At 65.8% G+C, this 15,668-nt stretch carries 15 protein-coding genes and 2 pseudogenes; 9 read left to right on the top strand and 8 right to left on the bottom strand.

The window, feature by feature from the left end; translation table 11 throughout:
• Nucleotides 1-126 precede the first annotated feature (126 nt).
• Nucleotides 127-432, bottom strand: a pseudogene (locus RXV95_RS02245) (cytochrome c family protein); the annotation flags it as partial.
• Nucleotides 433-540: 108 nt separating this feature from the next.
• Nucleotides 541-1,089, bottom strand: a pseudogene (locus tag RXV95_RS02240) (cytochrome c family protein); the annotation flags it as partial.
• Nucleotides 1,090-1,223: 134 nt separating this feature from the next.
• On the opposite strand from RXV95_RS02240, the gene RXV95_RS02235 reads away from it, so the two are divergent.
• The 7 genes from RXV95_RS02235 to RXV95_RS02205 all read left to right on the top strand — a co-directional run bounded on the left by RXV95_RS02235 (nucleotide 1,224) and on the right by RXV95_RS02205 (nucleotide 8,551).
• Complete coding sequence (locus RXV95_RS02235) at nucleotides 1,224-2,114, top strand: prephenate dehydratase (protein WP_338467402.1); 891 nt, start codon at nucleotides 1,224-1,226, stop codon at nucleotides 2,112-2,114.
• A 121-nt stretch (nucleotides 2,115-2,235) separates the two neighbouring features.
• Nucleotides 2,236-2,964, top strand: a complete 729-nt coding sequence (locus RXV95_RS02230) for a hypothetical protein (RefSeq protein WP_338467401.1) — start codon at nucleotides 2,236-2,238, stop codon at nucleotides 2,962-2,964.
• Nucleotides 2,961-4,238 carry a DUF4350 domain-containing protein gene (locus tag RXV95_RS02225; protein ID WP_338467400.1) on the top strand — a complete coding sequence of 426 codons (1,278 nt, stop codon included), beginning with the start codon at nucleotides 2,961-2,963 and terminating at the stop codon, nucleotides 4,236-4,238. The genes RXV95_RS02230 and RXV95_RS02225 overlap by 4 nt, the downstream gene beginning before the upstream one ends.
• On the top strand, nucleotides 4,235-5,215 hold the full coding sequence (locus tag RXV95_RS02220) for a MoxR family ATPase (RefSeq protein WP_338467399.1): 981 nt from the start codon (nucleotides 4,235-4,237) through the stop codon (nucleotides 5,213-5,215). Before RXV95_RS02225 ends, RXV95_RS02220 begins: the two co-directional genes overlap by 4 nt.
• An 8-nt stretch (nucleotides 5,216-5,223) precedes the next feature.
• Complete coding sequence (locus RXV95_RS02215) at nucleotides 5,224-6,552, top strand: DUF58 domain-containing protein (protein WP_338467398.1); 1,329 nt, start codon at nucleotides 5,224-5,226, stop codon at nucleotides 6,550-6,552.
• The gene (locus RXV95_RS02210; protein WP_338467397.1) at nucleotides 6,549-7,619 is read left to right on the top strand and encodes a stage II sporulation protein M; all 1,071 of its coding nucleotides are present in this window, start codon (nucleotides 6,549-6,551) and stop codon (nucleotides 7,617-7,619) included. Before RXV95_RS02215 ends, RXV95_RS02210 begins: the two co-directional genes overlap by 4 nt.
• Nucleotides 7,619-8,551, top strand: coding sequence for an RDD family protein (locus RXV95_RS02205; RefSeq protein ID WP_338467396.1), 933 nt, complete (start codon nucleotides 7,619-7,621; stop codon nucleotides 8,549-8,551). Before RXV95_RS02210 ends, RXV95_RS02205 begins: the two co-directional genes overlap by 1 nt.
• Before the next feature lie 52 nt (nucleotides 8,552-8,603).
• Here RXV95_RS02205 and RXV95_RS02200 read toward each other — a convergent pair whose 3' ends face one another.
• Together RXV95_RS02200 and RXV95_RS02195 are read right to left on the bottom strand one after the other, a co-directional pair.
• Entirely contained in the window at nucleotides 8,604-9,053 is a 450-nt protein-coding gene (locus RXV95_RS02200) for a hypothetical protein (RefSeq protein WP_338467395.1), read from the bottom strand.
• Nucleotides 9,054-9,188: 135 nt separating this feature from the next.
• Entirely contained in the window at nucleotides 9,189-10,127 is a 939-nt protein-coding gene (locus tag RXV95_RS02195) for an isoaspartyl peptidase/L-asparaginase (protein ID WP_338467394.1), read from the bottom strand.
• 44 nt (nucleotides 10,128-10,171) lie between these two features.
• Between RXV95_RS02195 and RXV95_RS02190 the strand changes: the two genes are divergently transcribed.
• Nucleotides 10,172-10,639 (top strand): GNAT family N-acetyltransferase, encoded by a 468-nt coding sequence (locus RXV95_RS02190; protein WP_338467393.1) that lies wholly within the window; start codon nucleotides 10,172-10,174, stop codon nucleotides 10,637-10,639.
• A gap of 75 nt (nucleotides 10,640-10,714) precedes the next feature.
• Here RXV95_RS02190 and RXV95_RS02185 read toward each other — a convergent pair whose 3' ends face one another.
• From RXV95_RS02185 to RXV95_RS02175, 3 genes are all read right to left on the bottom strand, one after another.
• Nucleotides 10,715-11,644 (bottom strand): electron transfer flavoprotein subunit alpha/FixB family protein, encoded by a 930-nt coding sequence (locus tag RXV95_RS02185; RefSeq protein ID WP_338467392.1) that lies wholly within the window; start codon nucleotides 11,642-11,644, stop codon nucleotides 10,715-10,717.
• 36 nt (nucleotides 11,645-11,680) lie between these two features.
• Nucleotides 11,681-12,427, bottom strand: coding sequence for an electron transfer flavoprotein subunit beta/FixA family protein (locus RXV95_RS02180; RefSeq protein WP_338467391.1), 747 nt, complete (start codon nucleotides 12,425-12,427; stop codon nucleotides 11,681-11,683).
• Between the two features lie 228 nt (nucleotides 12,428-12,655).
• Nucleotides 12,656-13,642 (bottom strand): alpha/beta hydrolase, encoded by a 987-nt coding sequence (locus RXV95_RS02175; RefSeq protein ID WP_338467390.1) that lies wholly within the window; start codon nucleotides 13,640-13,642, stop codon nucleotides 12,656-12,658.
• A 74-nt stretch (nucleotides 13,643-13,716) separates the two neighbouring features.
• On the opposite strand from RXV95_RS02175, the gene RXV95_RS02170 reads away from it, so the two are divergent.
• A complete protein-coding gene (locus RXV95_RS02170; RefSeq protein WP_338467389.1) occupies nucleotides 13,717-14,319 on the top strand; it encodes a TetR/AcrR family transcriptional regulator in 603 nt (200 codons plus the stop codon).
• An 89-nt stretch (nucleotides 14,320-14,408) separates the two neighbouring features.
• Here the strand turns inward: RXV95_RS02170 and sucC are convergent, their stop codons facing one another.
• The gene (sucC, locus tag RXV95_RS02165) at nucleotides 14,409-15,608 is read right to left on the bottom strand and encodes an ADP-forming succinate--CoA ligase subunit beta (protein WP_338467388.1); all 1,200 of its coding nucleotides are present in this window, start codon (nucleotides 15,606-15,608) and stop codon (nucleotides 14,409-14,411) included.
• Nucleotides 15,609-15,668 lie beyond the last annotated feature (60 nt).

Raw genomic sequence — 15,668 nt, 5'->3', positions numbered from 1 at the left:
TGCCCGTTTCGATTGCCGGACACCGCCCTGCCTGCACAAACGAGACTACCCACACAAAAGAAAAGGGCCGGGAAGCGCAGTGCTTCCCGGCCCTTTTTGCGTAATCGTGCCTTTCGGCGCGCGCGTTTACTTCTTCTCCGCGTCCGCCGCCGGGGCCGCGTCTCCGCCGCCCAGGGTCAGGCTGCCGCCCTGCGAATTGAGGTAGGCGATCACATCGGCGCGGTCCTGCTCCTTGGGCAGGCCGGCAAACGTCATCTTCGTGCCGTCCGCGAAAGACTTCGGGCTGGTCAGCCACTTGTCCAGGTTCGCTTCGGTCCACTTGTCGCCGCTGTGCGCCTTCAACGCGTCGGAGAAGGCGAAACCGCCACGATCGGCCGAGTTGGCGATCTGCTCACCCGGAACGCCATAGAGGTTCGGGCCGATGCCGTTGGCGCCGCCCTTGTCGATCGTGTGGCACGAACGGCACTTGGCGAAGACCTTTTCGCCCTTCGCCGGATCGCCGACCACCGCCACGGCCTTTTCGCCGCCCGATTCGTCACCAGCCGCCGGAATGGCTTCGGGCGCGGGAAGCGGTTCGTTCGATCCCATCGAATTGAGGTACAGGATCACGTCGGCGCGGTCCTGCGGATCGGAGATGCCGGCGAAGGTCATCTTCGTCCCGTCGGCAAAGGCCTTGGGGCTGGTCAGCCACTTGTTGAGATCGTCGAACGTCCACTTGCCGCCGACCGCCTTCAGCGCATCGGAAAAGGCATAGCCGCCGCGGCCTTCGGCCTTGTTGTCACCCACGATGCCCCACAGATTCGGGCCGATGCCGTTGGCCGCGCCCTGATCAATGGTGTGGCAGGCCTTGCACTTGGCGAAAATCTTTTCGCCCTTGGCCACGTCGCCCTGCGCCAGGAGGTTGGCAAGCGGCAGAGGCTTGGCGGCCCCGCCGCCTTCAGCCTCGACCCCGGCAATCGCATATCCCATCGTTTCCGGACGGTGATGCTTATCGGCCTCGAAATAATGGCTCGAAAGGGTCGAAAGACCCAAAGCCACGATCCCGCCGAACAGCGTCCACCCGGCGATGGTGTTGAAACGGTCGTCCATCTACAGCCCCTCTGCGTCCCTCCGGCCCCTTGCCGGCCCCGCGCGAATTTTTGCACGCTCTAATGAGACCCCCGCTATCGCGCAAGGGCGTTTGGGACTTGCCGGTTGCGAGAGGCGCCCTTAAGCGGCCCGCGATGCACAGTTTTCCGGCCCCGGCCCTGCGCCTTGTCGAACAAATGGCCGCCGCGGCAGCGGCCGATCCCTCACGCACGGTTTCGTTCCAGGGCGCGCCCGGCGCCAATTCGCACCGCGCGGCGATGGAAGCGCTGCCCGATTCCCTGCCCCTGCCGTGCTTTTCATTCGAGGATGCGCTGGAAGCGGTGAAGGACGGGCGAGCGGGCTGCGCGATCATCCCGATTGAAAATTCGCAGCACGGCCGCGTGGCCGATATCCATTTTCTGCTTCCCGAAAGCGGTCTTTCGATCGTGGGCGAGCACTTCATGGAAATCCACCACGCGCTGATGGCCAGCGGTCCGGGGCCGTTCAAGGGCGCCTACAGCCATCCGCAGGCGCTGGGCCAGTCGCGCTTTTTCCTGCGCGAACGCGGGATCGTGCCGATGAGCTATGCAGATACCGCCGGCGCGGCCGCCTATGTGGCCGAACTGGGCGACCCGGCGCTTGCGGCCATCGCGCCGAAGATCGCGGCGGAGCTTTACGGGCTGGACGTGATCGCCGACCACGTGGAGGATGCGGCCGACAACATGACGCGGTTCGTGGTGCTGGCGAAGGAGCCGCGCGATCCCGCCACGATCACCGGCCCGGCGATGACGACGTTCGTGTTCGAAGTGAAGAACATCCCCGCCGCGCTCTACAAGGCGCTGGGCGGGTTTGCGACCAACGGCGTGAACATGACGAAGCTGGAAAGCTACCAGCGGGGCGCAAGTTTCGCCGCGACGGCGTTCTTCGCCGATATCGTGGGCGCACCGGGCGATCCGGCGGTGGATCGCGCGCTGGAGGAACTCGCGTTCCACTGCAAGGACTTGCGGATACTGGGCACCTATCCGCAGGAACGCGCCCGGCCCTGAGCCGGAACGACGCGCGTCACCAGCCGCGTCACCGGGCACGGCAGGCACAGGCGCGCGGAAATATCCGCAATGGGTTGAGGCGGTGCTTGTTTCGTAACCCTTGCCATGCAACCAACCGTTCGTGACCGCCACGACCAGCGCCATCGACGCTGCCATTGATGCGAAATCCACCGCCGGGAGCGAAGCCGCCTGGCGGGCGATGCGTCACATGAACGACATCCAGTTCGCTCCGGTGCCCGACAAGGCCGACACGCCGCCGCAATGGCCGGAATGGCTGCAGGCGATCGGGCGCTTTCTGGCGGACCTGCTGAAGCCGGTGGGCCAGTTTCTGGAATGGCTGTTCGGCCCGCTGATGCGCGCGGTCGGCGCGCACTGGAACGGAATCGAGATCGCGCTGGCGCTGCTGGCTTGCGCGGGCGCGGTGTGGATCGCGTGGATGCTGGCAAAACCCTGGCTGCTCGCCCGTCGCAAGGCCGCGCCGGATGCGGCGGAGGGCGAATGGACGCCCGGCCACGGCGCCGCGCGCGCCCTGCTGGAAGACGCGGACCGGCTGGCGGCGGAGGGGCGCTTTGCCGAAGCCGCGCACCTGCTGCTCCAGCGCAGCGTCGGCCACATTGCCGATACGCGGCCCGAATGGCTGGCGCCGTCCAGCACCGCGCGCGAAATCGGGCGGATCGAACAGCTTCCATCGCGCGCGCGCGTTGCCTTCGCGGTGATCGCCGCCGAAGTCGAGCGCAGCCTGTTCGCGCTGCACGGCCTTTCGCGCGAGGACTGGCAAAGGGCGCGCGACGCCTATGCCGATTTCGCACTTGCCGACCTGGCAGCGGCCAGTCCCGGGGGCGCCGCATGACCGCGAACCCCGCCGCGTTCAGCCGCCGTGCGGTGATCGGCCTTGTGCTTGTCGGCGTGCTCGCCTTCGTCGCGCTGCTCTATTTCATGGCGGAGGGCACGGGCGGCAGCGGCAATAACGGCGGCGGGCACGTGGCGGGCAAGGGGCTGAACGGCTTTGCCGGCCTTGCCGCGATGATAGAGGCCGAAGGCAAAGACGTGCGCCGCATCCGCAACAATCGCCGGCTGGCGGATAACGGCCTGCTGGTGCTGACCCCCCCGCCCGATGCCGACGGGCGGGAACTGGACCGGATCGTCGGACGAAGGCGCTATATCGGCTCTACCCTGATCGTCACGCCCAAGTGGTTCGCGATGAAGAACAACGGCGAGAAGGCGAAGCGCGGCTGGGTGACGCTGGCCGGCGCGGGCGCCCCGACATGGAGAGGCTTTTACGACGACATCACCGTTACGATCGGCGGCCCGCACAACAAGGCGCAAACGGGTTGGCGGACGGCCCGTGCCAGCGGTCCGCTGCCAGCAGAGACGCAGGTGCTTTCGGGCGAAGGCAGGCATCTTGTCCCGCTGGTTCGCGCAGGCGACGGACGCGTGCTGGCCGCCTATGTCGCGGACCGGGGATACTACCCCGACCTGAATGCCTTTGCCGGCATCCCCAGGACCACGGGGGGCGACGATACCAACCTTTATCCGGTGATTTTCGTTTTCGAGCCCGACCTGCTGGATAACTGGGGGCTGGCGAACGAGCAGACCGCGCTGATGGCGCAGCGCCTGATCGCCGCCGCGCAGGACGGCGCGGTGCAGCCCGTTTCCTTCGACCTGACGCTGAACGGCCTTGGCAACAGCCGCAACCTGCTTGACCTTGCGTTCCGGCCGCCCTTCCTTGCGGCGACGATCTGCCTGCTGCTGGCCGCGCTTGCGGTCGGCTGGCGGGCGTTCAACCGCTTCGGCCCGCCGCGCCCGCCGGCCCGGCCCATTGCAGCGGGCAAGGCTGCGCTCGTCACCAACAGCGCGGGGCTGATCCGCCGGGCCGGGCGCATCCACCTGGTCGCCGCCCCCTATGCCGATGCCGCGCGCGACAGGATCGCCGCCGCGCTGGGCCTTGCGCGCGGGCGCAACGCGGGCGAGATCGAGGCGGCGATAGACCGCGTGCAGAAGGCGCGCGGCATCGATGGCCCCAGCTTTTCCAGCGCCGCCGCGCAAATGCGCGCGGCGCGCACATCGCAGGACGTCGCGCGCCGCGCGGCCGCGCTCCATTCCATCGAAAGGGCACTTACGTGAACGAACCGCAGGATTCCGCCGCCGCGCTGGACCAGGTGCGCGCGCTGGCACAGGCGATCCGCGCCGAAGTGGGCAAGGCCGTCGTAGGGCAGGCCGATGTACTCGATCACCTGCTGATCGCGCTTTTCGCATCGGGCCACGTTCTGCTGGAAGGGCCGCCCGGCACCGCCAAGACCTTCCTTGCCCAGTGCTTTGCCACAGCGCTGGGGCTGGACTTCGGGCGCATCCAGTTCACGCCCGACCTGATGCCGGGCGATATCCTGGGATCGAACCTGTTCAACTTCCAGACCAGCGAGTTCACGCTGACGCGCGGCCCGATCTTCCGCGAACTTCTGCTGGCGGACGAAATCAACCGCACCCCGCCCAAGACGCAGGCCGCCCTGCTGGAAGCCATGCAGGAACGCCGCGTGACGCTGGACGGTGAAATCCACCCGCTGCCGCCGCGCTTCATGGTGGTCGCCACGCAAAACCCGATCGAAAGCCAGGGCGTCTATCCCCTGCCCGAGGCGCAACTGGATCGCTTCCTGTTCAAGCTGCTGGTACCTTATCCCGACGAGGCGGAGGAAGCGCGGATCGTTACGATGTATGGCGAAGGCAAGCGCGCGCAGAGCCCCGCCGAACTGGGCCTTGCGCCCGTGGCGGGCGCCGATGCGATTGCCGCCGCTTCCGCCGCCATCGCATCGGTCACGCTGTCGGACAGCGTAACGGGCTATATCGTGCGGCTGGTGCGCGCGACGCGCGACAATGCGGACCTTGTTGTCGGCGCATCCCCGCGTGCCGCCGTGCTGCTGGCGGGCGCGGCGCGCGCACGGGCGGCACTTGACGGGCGCGACTATGTGATACCCGACGATGTGAAGGCACTGGCCGCATCGGTCCTTCGCCACCGCATGCTGCTCAGCCCCGCCGCCGAGATCGAGGGCAAGGAGGTGGAGACAATCGTCGCCGACCTTGTGGCTGAGACCGAAGCCCCAAGGTAACGCGCGCGATGCCCGCCCTTCCCGCCTTCAGGCCCAGCTTGCGCGCGACGGTGCTGATTGCCGGTTTCGCGCCGGTCGCGCTGCTGATCGGAGCGCTGGCGCCCGCGGCGTGGATCGTCGCGCCCGCGCTGGGCGGAGCGTTGCTGCTGCTGGTCCTGCTGGATGCGATGTTCGCGGGCCGGCTGGAAGATTTGCGGCTGATCGCGCCCGGCGATTGCGACGTGGGGCGTGAAACGCGGATTTCCGTGCTGGCCGAACTGGCCGGACGTTATGGCACCGACGCCCCGGTCGCCGCGGTAGGTGTCGACACGCGGCTGAACGCGGAGGGAAGCGTCGCATTCCCGCTTGCCCCCGATCACGGCGCGTGGAGCGGCAGCGCGGCGGTGGTGCCCTTGCGGCGCGGCTCCGGGACGATAGACCGCGTATGGCTGAAATGGACCGGCCCGCTGGGCCTTGCCACGCGCACCGCCAGCCGACCGGTGGATGGTGCGATCCGCGTCTGGCCCGACATCTCTCCGGTCAAAAGCCCGGCGCTGCAAATCTTCCTGCGCGATGCGCAATTCGGCCTGATCGCCCGGCGCATCCGCGGCGAAGGCACAGAGTTCGAGGCCATGGCCGATTACGAACCGGGCATGGACCGCCGACGCATAGACTGGAAGGCATCCGCCCGGCACGGACGCCTTTTCGCCAAGGAATTCGATACAGAGCGCAACAACCAGATCGTGTTCGCGTTCGATTGCGGCGCGGCGATGTGCGAACCGGTGGACGGGCTGCCGCGCATAGACCGCGCGGTGACGGCGGCACTGACCACCGCCTATGTCGCCCTGCGCGCAGGGGACCGCGTGGCTCTGTTCGGCTTTGCCGCGCGGCCGGGCGTTGCAACGCCCTTCGTTTCTGGAAGCCGCCATTTCCACCGCCTGCAAAGCGCCGCTTCCGGGCTGGACTATCATGCCGAGGAGCCCAACTTCACGCTGGCGCTGTCCGACCTTTCGGCACGTTTGCAGCGGCGCAGCCTGATCGTGCTGTTTTCCGATTTCACCGATCCCACCAGCGCGGAACTGATGATCGAAAGCGTGGGCCGGCTGGTTGACCGGCACCTTGTCATCTTCGTGGTTCTTGCCGACGCGGAACTGGCCGATATCGCGGGGCGAGAGCCGGACGGCCTCCAGGCGGTCGCCATGTCGGTTACCGCCTCCACCCTCCAGCGCCAGCGCGCCATCGTGTTGCAACGCCTGCGCCACCTTGGCGTGCGCGTGGTGGAAGCGCCGTGGCAGCAGGTGGGTACGCGGCTGCTGGACGCCTATCTTTCGATCAAGCGCGAAGGAAGCATCGGGTGAGCACGATTGCCGAACGCGTTACCGGCTGGTTCTCAAGGGCCGAACGAACGGTCGCCCCGGCTGCGCAGGCTTCCTTGCGGTCCGACCGTTTCCGCCTCGAACGCGAAGGCGAGTGGCGGCGGCTGGAAGACATCGTCTCGCGCATGGAGAAAGGCCGTTTGCGCCGCGTTTCCGACGAAGACCTGCTGGCGCTTCCCGCGCTTTATCGCAACGCCGCCTCAAGCCTTGCCATCGCGCGCGAGATGTCGCTCGACGTGGCGACGCTCGACTATCTGGAGGCGCTGGTGCAGCGCGCGTGGTTCCAGGTCTATGGGCCGCGCGCATCGCTCCTGATCTGGTTCCGCCGTTTCCTGGGCGGCGGATGGGGGGCGTCGGTGCGCGCGATGAAGATGGATATCGCCATCGCGCTGGTAACGATGGTGGCGGGCGTGCTGGTAGGCTGGCTGCTCGTGCGGTCGAACCCGGACTGGTACTATGCGCTGGTGCCCACCCAGTTCGCCGACGCGCGGGTTCCGGGGGCAAGTCGCAAGACGCTGGAAGCCACGATATTCGGCAACCAGGGGCAAAGCGGGCTGGCGATGTTTTCCGCCTTCCTGTTCAGCAACAACGCGCAGGTATCGATCCTGGCCTTCGCGCTGGGCTTCGCCTTCGGCCTGCCCACGCTGATGCTGCTGGTGCAGAACACCGCGACGCTTGGCGCGATGCTGTGGCTGTATGACGGGCAGGGATTGCTGTTCGATTTTTCGGGCTGGATCGCGGTTCACGGCACGACAGAGCTTTACGCGATCCTGCTGGCAGGCGCGGCGGGCGTCCACATCGGGCGCGCGATGGCCTTCCCCGGCGAACAATCCGTGCTGACCGCCGCCGCCGCGGCCGGGCGGCGATCCGCGCAGGTCATGGCCGGCGTGGTACTGATGCTGATCGTGGCGGCGATGCTGGAAGCCTTTGCCCGCCAGCTTGTGGACGATACTTTCGGGCGGCTGGCCATCGGCGCGGCGATGCTGGTGTTCTGGACCGGATACCTGTTCTTCTGGCGGCGCGACCGCCACGTGGGAGAGGCTGCCTGATGGCTTCCGCGACCGCCCGCACCCCGCGCTCTGCCCGCATGGGGGATGACCGTGTGCGGACGCTGGTAACGCCGGAGGGTGTGCCGCTGCGCTTCGTGCTGGGGCGGCGCGGCAACAGGGCGGCGGCGCTGCTGATCGACCTGTTCCTGATAACAGTGGCGATGGGGCTTAGCACCTGGGCGCTGGCTTCGCTTGCCGGGGCGATGGGCATCCGGCTGAACAAGGATCTCGATGGGTCGAAGCGCGTGGTCGACCACGCGATCCAGTTCCTTGCGGTAATCTGGATCGTCACGATGTTCCTGTTCCGCAACGCATGGTTCCTGTTCTTCGAACTGGGGCCGCGCGGCGCAACGCCGGGCAAGCGCATCACCGGGCTGCGCGTCGCCAGCCGGGACGGCGGGCGCCTGACGACCGAAGCGGTGATCGCGCGCAATATCGTTCGCGATATCGAACTGTTCATGCCGCTGGTGTTCGTGGCGGGATCGTTTGACGGCGGCGATACGCAGCTTGCCGCTTGGGCCGGCTTCGCGTGGTTCGCGATTTTCGTGTTCTTCCCGTTCTTCAACCGCGACCGGCTGCGCTGCGGCGATATCATTGCCGGGACATGGGTGGTGGAAGCCCCGCGCCACAAGCTGCAACAGGCGATGTCCGTCCGCGCCGACGCGGCCCCCGCCCCCGAAACGGCAGGGCTGCGCTTCGAAGAGCGCGAACTGGCGATCTATGGCGAATACGAGCTTCAGGTGCTGGAACGCGTGCTGCGCGCGGGCCGCGAGGACGCGATGCGCGAAGTGGCCGATACCATCGCGGCCAAGCTGGGGCGCGAACCCCCGTGGAACGAACACGCTTTCCTGGAAGCCTATTACACCCAGCTTCGCGCGCGGCTGGAACGCGGCATGCGCTTCGGAAACCGGAAAGCCGACAAGTTCAGCTGACCGGCCAGTTGATCCGAGAGCGCACGCCGCGCTCCTTTCCAGAGGCCAGGGCCTACTGGTCCTTGAAAACCGCTTCCTGCAGCAAGGTCGATCCCATAACGTGGCGATAGGTGGCCCGATCGCCCGATGCCGCCTGCAACTGGGCGTCGGTCATCTTCATATAAGCGGTATAGGCATCGTTGCGCTTCTGCTGCTCTGCCGCATCGGGAAGCGCCGCTGTGCGGGTGATCAGGTAATAGTCGGGCTCGCCCGGCCGCTTGTAAACGTTCCAGTCGACTTCGTAACTGCTGATCCAGCCCTTGCTCTTCGCGAATTCCTGTGACTTGCGCCAGGTGTTGGCAAGGAACTTCGCATAGTCGAGGTCATGCCCGTCATCGACCGAGATCATTGCCACCTCGATATACTGCCCCGGCTCGAACGGCCAGTCGTCCGCCATGGCCGGCTTGCCGGACATAAGGGCAAAGGCAAGGGCGGCACCGGCCGCCATCCTGTACATCTTCATGTCGCTATTCCCCTTGTTCGGACGAATCACCAAGCGTTCGTCCGTTCGATTCACCTCGAAAGTCGGGGCAACCCGTTCTCTCTCTCGGCTTCGGGGCGGGCGTGGTGTGCGCCCGTTAACCAAGGGAGTCAAATGTCAGCCGGCATCCGCGAAAATCGCGACCTCTCGCAAGCCCGCGTTGTCGGCGCGGCCGCGATACATTCCCGGCGTGTTGAAGGCGAACGCGGTGGAGCCGTCGGGCGCGGCAACGATCACGCCGCCATCTCCGCCCAGCGCGCCGACTTCGCCGATCACCGTATCGGCCGCCTGTTGCGCGCTTTCGCCTGCCAGCCGCATCCGCGCGCCGATCTCGTGCGCCACGCCTTCGCGGATGAAGAACTCGCCCGCGCCGGTGGCCGATACCGCGCAGGAGCGGTCATCTGCATAAGTCCCCGCGCCGATCACCGGCGAATCGCCGATGCGGCCCCAACGTTTTCCGGTCAGCCCGCCGGTGGAGGTGGCGGCGGCGACATGGCCCTGCGCGTCACAGGCGACAGCGCCCACGGTGCCGTATTTCAGGTCCACGTCGAACCAGCCGAGCTTTTTCTGTTTCAATTCCTGCAACTGGCGCCAGCGTTCGGGCGTGGCGAACCAATCCGGATCGCAGGTTTCGATGCCGTGGTCGCGGCCGAACTCTTCCGCCCCCGCACCTGAAAGGAACACGTGCGGCCCCTTCTCCATCACCGTGCGGGCAAGCGTGACCGGGTTCTTAACGTGGCGCAGGCCCGATGCCGCACCGGCGGCGCGCGTGCGCCCGTCCATTACCGCCGCGTCCAGTTCGTTGACGCCGTTATATGTGAACACCGCGCCGCGTCCGGCGTTGAAATGCGGGTCGTCCTCAAGCGCGATCACCGCCGCCGTCACCGCGTCCATCGCGCTGCCGCCCTTCTCCAGCACCGCGATCCCGGCATCGAGCGCGGTATCGAGCGCGGCCTTGTATTCGGCCTGCAGGGCTTCATCCATGATTTCGGGACGCATCGATCCGGCCCCGCCGTGAATCGCGATGCTCCAACGCTTCTTGCTTGCCTGGGTCATGGCGCGAAGCGATAGCAGATGAAACCGGTTTGGGAACGCATCGAATGACCGATTATCGCATCGAACGCGACGATCTCTCACGTGACGCCGTGCGCGCACTGGTCGCGCTTCACCTTGGCGCGATGCACGAACACTCGCCCCCCGAATCGATCCATGCGCTGCCCGTGGAACACCTGCTGGCGCCGGAAGTATCGTTCTACACCGCGTGGGACGGCAATGCGCTGGCGGCCATGGGAGCGTTGAAGCAGTCGGACCCGCGCCACGGCGAACTGAAATCCATGCGCGCCGCGCCCGAATATCGCGGCAAGGGTGCAGGCCGCGCGATACTGCGCCACTTGCTAAACGTCGCAAGAGCCCGAGGCTATGCGCGGGTGAGCCTTGAAACGGGCAGCGGACCGGCCTTCGAGCCAGCGCTGGGGCTATATTGCAGCGAGGGTTTTGTGGAATGCGGCCCGTTCGCGAACTACCGCGCAGGCGACCCGTTCACCAGGTTTTTGACGTTGGAACTATAGCGCCAAGCAAGGTCCAACGGAAAAGGCCCCGCGTTGCCGCGAGGCCCCTTCGTTGTTCGTTCGCTGTAACGCGCGTCAGAGCTTGCTTGTCAGTTCCGGCACGGCGTTGAACAGGTCCGCCACCAGGCCGATGTCGGCGACCTGGAAGATCGGCGCGTCCTCGTCCTTGTTGATGGCGATGATGGTCTTGGAATCCTTCATGCCCGCAAGGTGCTGGATCGCGCCCGAGATGCCGACCGCGATGTAGACTTCCGGCGCCACGATCTTGCCGGTCTGACCGACCTGATAATCGTTGGGCACGTAGCCCGCGTCTACCGCCGCGCGGCTGGCGCCCACGCCCGCGCCGAGCTTGTCGGCGAGCGGGAAGATCACTTCCTTGAAGGTGTCCGCGTCCTTCAGCGCGCGGCCGCCCGAAACGATGATCTTGGCGCTAGTGAGTTCGGGGCGCTCGCTCTTGGCGAGTTCGCTGCCGACGAAGCTGCTGGTGCCGGCATCGCCCGGACCCGATACCGCCTCGACCGTGCCCGAACCGCCAGTGGGGTTCGCCTTGGCGAAAGCGGTGCCGCGCACGGTGATGACAAGCTTTGCATCGCTCGATTCGACCGTGGCGATGGCGTTGCCCGCATAGATGGGCCGCGTGAAGGTTTTCTCGCCCTCGACCGACAGGATGTCGGAAATCTGCATCACGTCGAGCAGCGCGGCGACGCGCGGCGCGATGTTCTTGCCGGTGGTGGTGGCGGGCGCGAGGAACGCGTCGTGGTGCCCCATCAGGTCGGCAATCAGCGGCGCGACGTTTTCGGGGAGCGCGTTGGCATAAGCGGCATCGTCGGCAACGTGGACCTTGCCCACGCCTTCGATTTTCGCGGCTTCTTCCGCCACCGCGCCGCAGCCGGAACCGGCGACGATCAGGTGCACTTCGCCCAGCTTCGATGCGGCGGTCACAACGGCCAGCGTGGCGTCCTTGACCGAGGCGTTGTCGTGTTCGACCCAAACAAGCGTCTTCATGGTATTGTATCCCTTCAGGACTGACGGGCTTCGCCCTTAGGCGACTCCCATTTCCTTGAGCTTGGCGACCAGCGCATCGACATCGGGCACCTTGATGCCCGCGCTGCGTACCGGCGGTTCGCTGACCTTCAGGGTCTTGAGGCGCGGCGCGGTGTCCACGCCGTAATCGCCCGGTGCCTTGGTCGCGAGCGGCTTTGACTTCGCCTTCATGATGTTGGGCAGCGAGGCATAGCGCGGCTCGTTCAGGCGAAGGTCGGTGGTGACCACGGCGGGAAGCGCCAGCTTCACCGTTTCCAGGCCGCCGTCGATCTCGCGCTTCACGACGATCGAATCGCCTTCCACGGTCACTTCGTTGGCGAAGGTGCCCTGCGGACGGCCCATCAGCGCGGCGACCATCTGGCCGACCTGGTTGCTGTCGTCGTCAATCGCCTGCTTGCCGGTGATGATCAGGCCCGGCTCTTCCTCTTCGGCCACGCCTTTCACGATCTTGGCAACAGCGAGCGGCTCGACCTCGTCATCGGTCTGGACCAGGATCGCGCGGTCCGCGCCCATCGCCAGCGCGGTGCGCAGCGTTTCCTGCGCCTTGGCCGGGCCGATGGAGAGCGCGACGATTTCGGTCACCACGCCCTTTTCCTTCAGGCGGATGGCTTCCTCCACCGCGATCTCGTCGAACGGGTTCATGCTCATCTTGACGTTGGCGAGGTCAACCCCCGTGCCGTCGGACTTGACCCGCGGCTTTACGTTGTAATCGATCACGCGCTTCACGCAGACCAGGGCTTTCATGTGCTTCAGGCCTTTCCGGTATGTGTTTTGAACGGCTGGTGCGCCGCATACTTGGCGTTTACGTAAACGTCAACCTGTCTTAATCGCCCGGTTAACGTCCTTGTGCGCCGACCGGCATTGCGCCGCAGCGCCGTCAGGTCAAGTGCCGAGGGCGTTGAAATCGCGGTTGCGATATTGCCGGGCCTGTCGCGCCCGGCCTGCCTTGCGACAAGCCGGGTGCGACAAGGATCACGCCACCGCCTGCACCGGAACGTCCGCCTTGCCCAGGGTCTGGCGGATGAAGCCGAGCACCGCATCGTGCATCTGCGTCAGTCCAGGTTCCTCGATCGGATAGTGGCTCGCGTTCTCGAGCATGACCTGCTGCACGGGCACCCGCCGGATACGATCGAGGAACGAGGTTGCCATCCACAAGGGGGTCCAGCGGTCTTCCGCCGGCTGCGTCAGCAGCACGGGGCAGACGTCGAAATCCTCGGGCTCGACATCGAATTGCGGCGTCATGAAATCCTGCAGGAAGGAAAGGCTTGCCCAGTTTCCGGCCGAGGTTCCGTCCTTCAGCATGTCGCGCATGGTGGCCTTGTCGTTGACCAGCTTGTGCATCTTGCCCACCAGTCGCATCGGCAGCTTCAGCGCGCGCAGGCCCGGCAGCTTGCCCAGACCGAGGAACGGAAGCGAGATGCGGCCGAGCCACGGAGTAAGCGTCGCACCCAGCGCAACATCGCGGTTGCGCAGGTCGAGGAACGTCATGCCGATGATGCCGGAAACGCGCGCGCGACTGCGGCTGGCGACATGATAGGTCAGCATCCCGCCCGCGCTCAGCCCATAGAGGAAGATCGGTCGCGGATCGCGGGCCAGTTCCGCCTCGACGAAATCGGTGCCGGCCTGGACCCAGTCGTCATAGGTCACGTTCGCGCCCGGCGCGACTTCGGTCACGCCATAGCCCGGCATGTCGACGGAAACGGTTTCTATTCCCGACTGCGCCAGCGGGTGGCCCAGAATGGTCGACATCTGGCGCCCGTTGGTGCCGACACCGTGGAAAAGCACCACGCGGGCCGGGGCATCGGGCCGGTAATAGCGGTCGAGGTGGATGCGGTGGCCGCGCCAGTTCCACGTCTCTTCGGTGGGAAGGTCGGCTTCTGCAAACCGGTAGCGCTCCGGGAGGTGCGACTGGATGCGGCTCCATGCGGGCTGGTTGCGATAGGTTGTTTCGGTCTGCACGATGACGGTCTCCTTGACTGGTTCTCTCATTCGGATAAACCGTACATATGTCGGATTTAGATGAAATACAACATTTGTCGGATATAGTCGTCGCGCAAATGGAGGACAGTCCGCAGCAGGAGCGCTCGCGCACGCGCATCCGCCGTGCGCTGAAAGCCGCGGAAGACCTTCTGCGCGAAGGCGGGCCGGAACTTTGCTCCATCCCCGAAGTGGCCAAGGCATCGGATGTGCCGCGCGCGGCAATTTATCGCTATTTCCCGGACCGGCCCGCGCTGCTCGCCGCGATGGCCGCCGCCAGCATGGACCAGTTGGGGGAGGCGATTCGCCGCGCGGTCGAATCGGCAACCGATCCGGCACCGCATGCGTTGTTCAGGAGGGCCGTTGACGAGACGGTGCGCTTCTTCAACGCCGATCCGGTCGCCAGCATCCTTCAGTTCAACGGCCCGTTCGGCGCCATCGACCGCGATACGCATCACCGCAAATCGCGGCTGCTGATCGACACGCTACTGCCGCGCCTGCCGGCGGGAACCTCGGATGAGACGGTGGCGCTGACGATAGAGATCATCTTTGCTTGCCTGCGCTATGGCTATTTCCGCGACGGGCGCGTTACCCCGGCCATCGCGGAGGAAGCCCTGCGCGCGGCCACGGCCTTCCTGGGCGCACATCCTTCCGGTTAGGCACAGGCCACTCGCGTTTCACCGAAACGGAAAAGGGCCCCGGTTTCCCGAAGCCCCTTTCTTCAATCGCGAAGATTGCAAGCGCCCGATCAGGCGACCTTCTTGACTTCGGCAACGATCTTCTTGGCCGCATCGCCCAGGTCGTTCGCGGGAACGATCGGCAGGCCGGACGTGGCGAGGATTTCCTTGCCCTTGTCCACGTTGGTGCCTTCAAGGCGCACGACCAGCGGAACCGAAAGATTCACTTCCTTGGCCGCCGCCACGATACCGTCGGCGATGATGTCGCACTTCATGATGCCGCCGAAGATGTTGACGAGGATACCCTCGACCGCCGGATCGGACAGGATGATCTTGAAGGCTTCGGTCACCTTTTCCTTGGTGGCGCCGCCGCCCACGTCGAGGAAGTTGGCCGGGAAGGCGCCATTGAGCTTGATGATGTCCATCGTCGCCATGGCAAGGCCCGCACCGTTCACCATGCAGCCGATGTTGCCGTCGAGCTTGATGTAGGCAAGGTCATACTTGCTGGCTTCGATCTCGGCGGGGTCTTCCTCGGTCTCGTCGCGCAGCGCGAAAACGTCGGGGTGGCGATAGAGCGCGTTCGAATCGAAGCTCATCTTGGTGTCGAGCACCAGCAGCTTGCTATCCTTGGTTTCCACCAGCGGGTTGATTTCCAGCATCGCGCAGTCGAGCGCCATGAACGCTTCGTAAAGCTGCTTCGCCAGTTTCTGCGCCTGCTTGTTGAGGTCACCCTCAAGCTTCAGCGCGAACGCCACCGCGCGGCCGTGGTGCGGCATGAAGCCCTGCGCCGGGTCGATGGTGATCGTGGTGATCTTCTCGGGTGTGGAGTGGGCGACTTCCTCGATGTCCATGCCGCCTTCAGTGGAAACGACCATGGCAACCCGGCCCGAAGCGCGATCGACCAGCAGCGCGAGGTAATATTCCTCGGCGATGTCGACACCGTCGGTGATGTAGAGGCGGTTCACTTGCTTGCCCGCTTCACCCGTCTGGACGGTGACCAGCGTGTTGCCGAGCATTTCGGCCGAATCGGCCTTCACGTCGTCAAACGACTTGGCAAGGCGCACGCCGCCCTTGGCATCGGCACCCAGTTCCTTGAACTTGCCCTTGCCGCGGCCGCCGGCGTGGATCTGCGCCTTGACCACGTAAAGCGGCCCGGGGAGCTTCTTGGCGCCCTCAACCGCTTCCTCGACGGTGAGCGCGGGATAGCCGGCGGGAATGTTCACGCCAAACTTCGCCAGCAGTTCCTTGGCCTGGTATTCATGCACGTTCATGGAAGTTCATCCCGTTGCTTGAGGATCGGGGAGGCCGGTTCGCGGCCCCGCATTCAGGAG

Source organism: Novosphingobium sp. ZN18A2, assembly GCF_036784765.1.
Lineage (GTDB): Bacteria > Pseudomonadota > Alphaproteobacteria > Sphingomonadales > Sphingomonadaceae > Novosphingobium.
The sequence above is the reverse complement of the archived record's forward strand: the minus strand, read 5'-3'. Positions and strand labels throughout refer to the sequence as shown.

Bases quoted from the DNA above. Each gene is read 5' to 3' on its own strand.
- RXV95_RS02235 (WP_338467402.1), top strand. From the start codon at position 1,224: ATGCACAGTTTTCCGGCCCCGGCCCTGCGCCTTGTCGAACAAATGGCC.
- RXV95_RS02225 (WP_338467400.1), top strand. From the start codon at position 2,961: ATGACCGCGAACCCCGCCGCGTTCAGCCGCCGTGCGGTGATCGGCCTT.
- RXV95_RS02215 (WP_338467398.1), top strand. From the start codon at position 5,224: ATGCCCGCCCTTCCCGCCTTCAGGCCCAGCTTGCGCGCGACGGTGCTG.
- RXV95_RS02205 (WP_338467396.1), top strand. From the start codon at position 7,619: ATGGCTTCCGCGACCGCCCGCACCCCGCGCTCTGCCCGCATGGGGGAT.
- RXV95_RS02200 (WP_338467395.1), bottom strand. From the start codon at position 9,053: ATGAAGATGTACAGGATGGCGGCCGGTGCCGCCCTTGCCTTTGCCCTT.
- RXV95_RS02195 (WP_338467394.1), bottom strand. From the start codon at position 10,127: ATGACCCAGGCAAGCAAGAAGCGTTGGAGCATCGCGATTCACGGCGGG.
- RXV95_RS02190 (WP_338467393.1), top strand. From the start codon at position 10,172: ATGACCGATTATCGCATCGAACGCGACGATCTCTCACGTGACGCCGTG.
- RXV95_RS02185 (WP_338467392.1), bottom strand. From the start codon at position 11,644: ATGAAGACGCTTGTTTGGGTCGAACACGACAACGCCTCGGTCAAGGAC.
- RXV95_RS02180 (WP_338467391.1), bottom strand. From the start codon at position 12,427: ATGAAAGCCCTGGTCTGCGTGAAGCGCGTGATCGATTACAACGTAAAG.
- sucC (WP_338467388.1), bottom strand. From the start codon at position 15,608: ATGAACGTGCATGAATACCAGGCCAAGGAACTGCTGGCGAAGTTTGGC.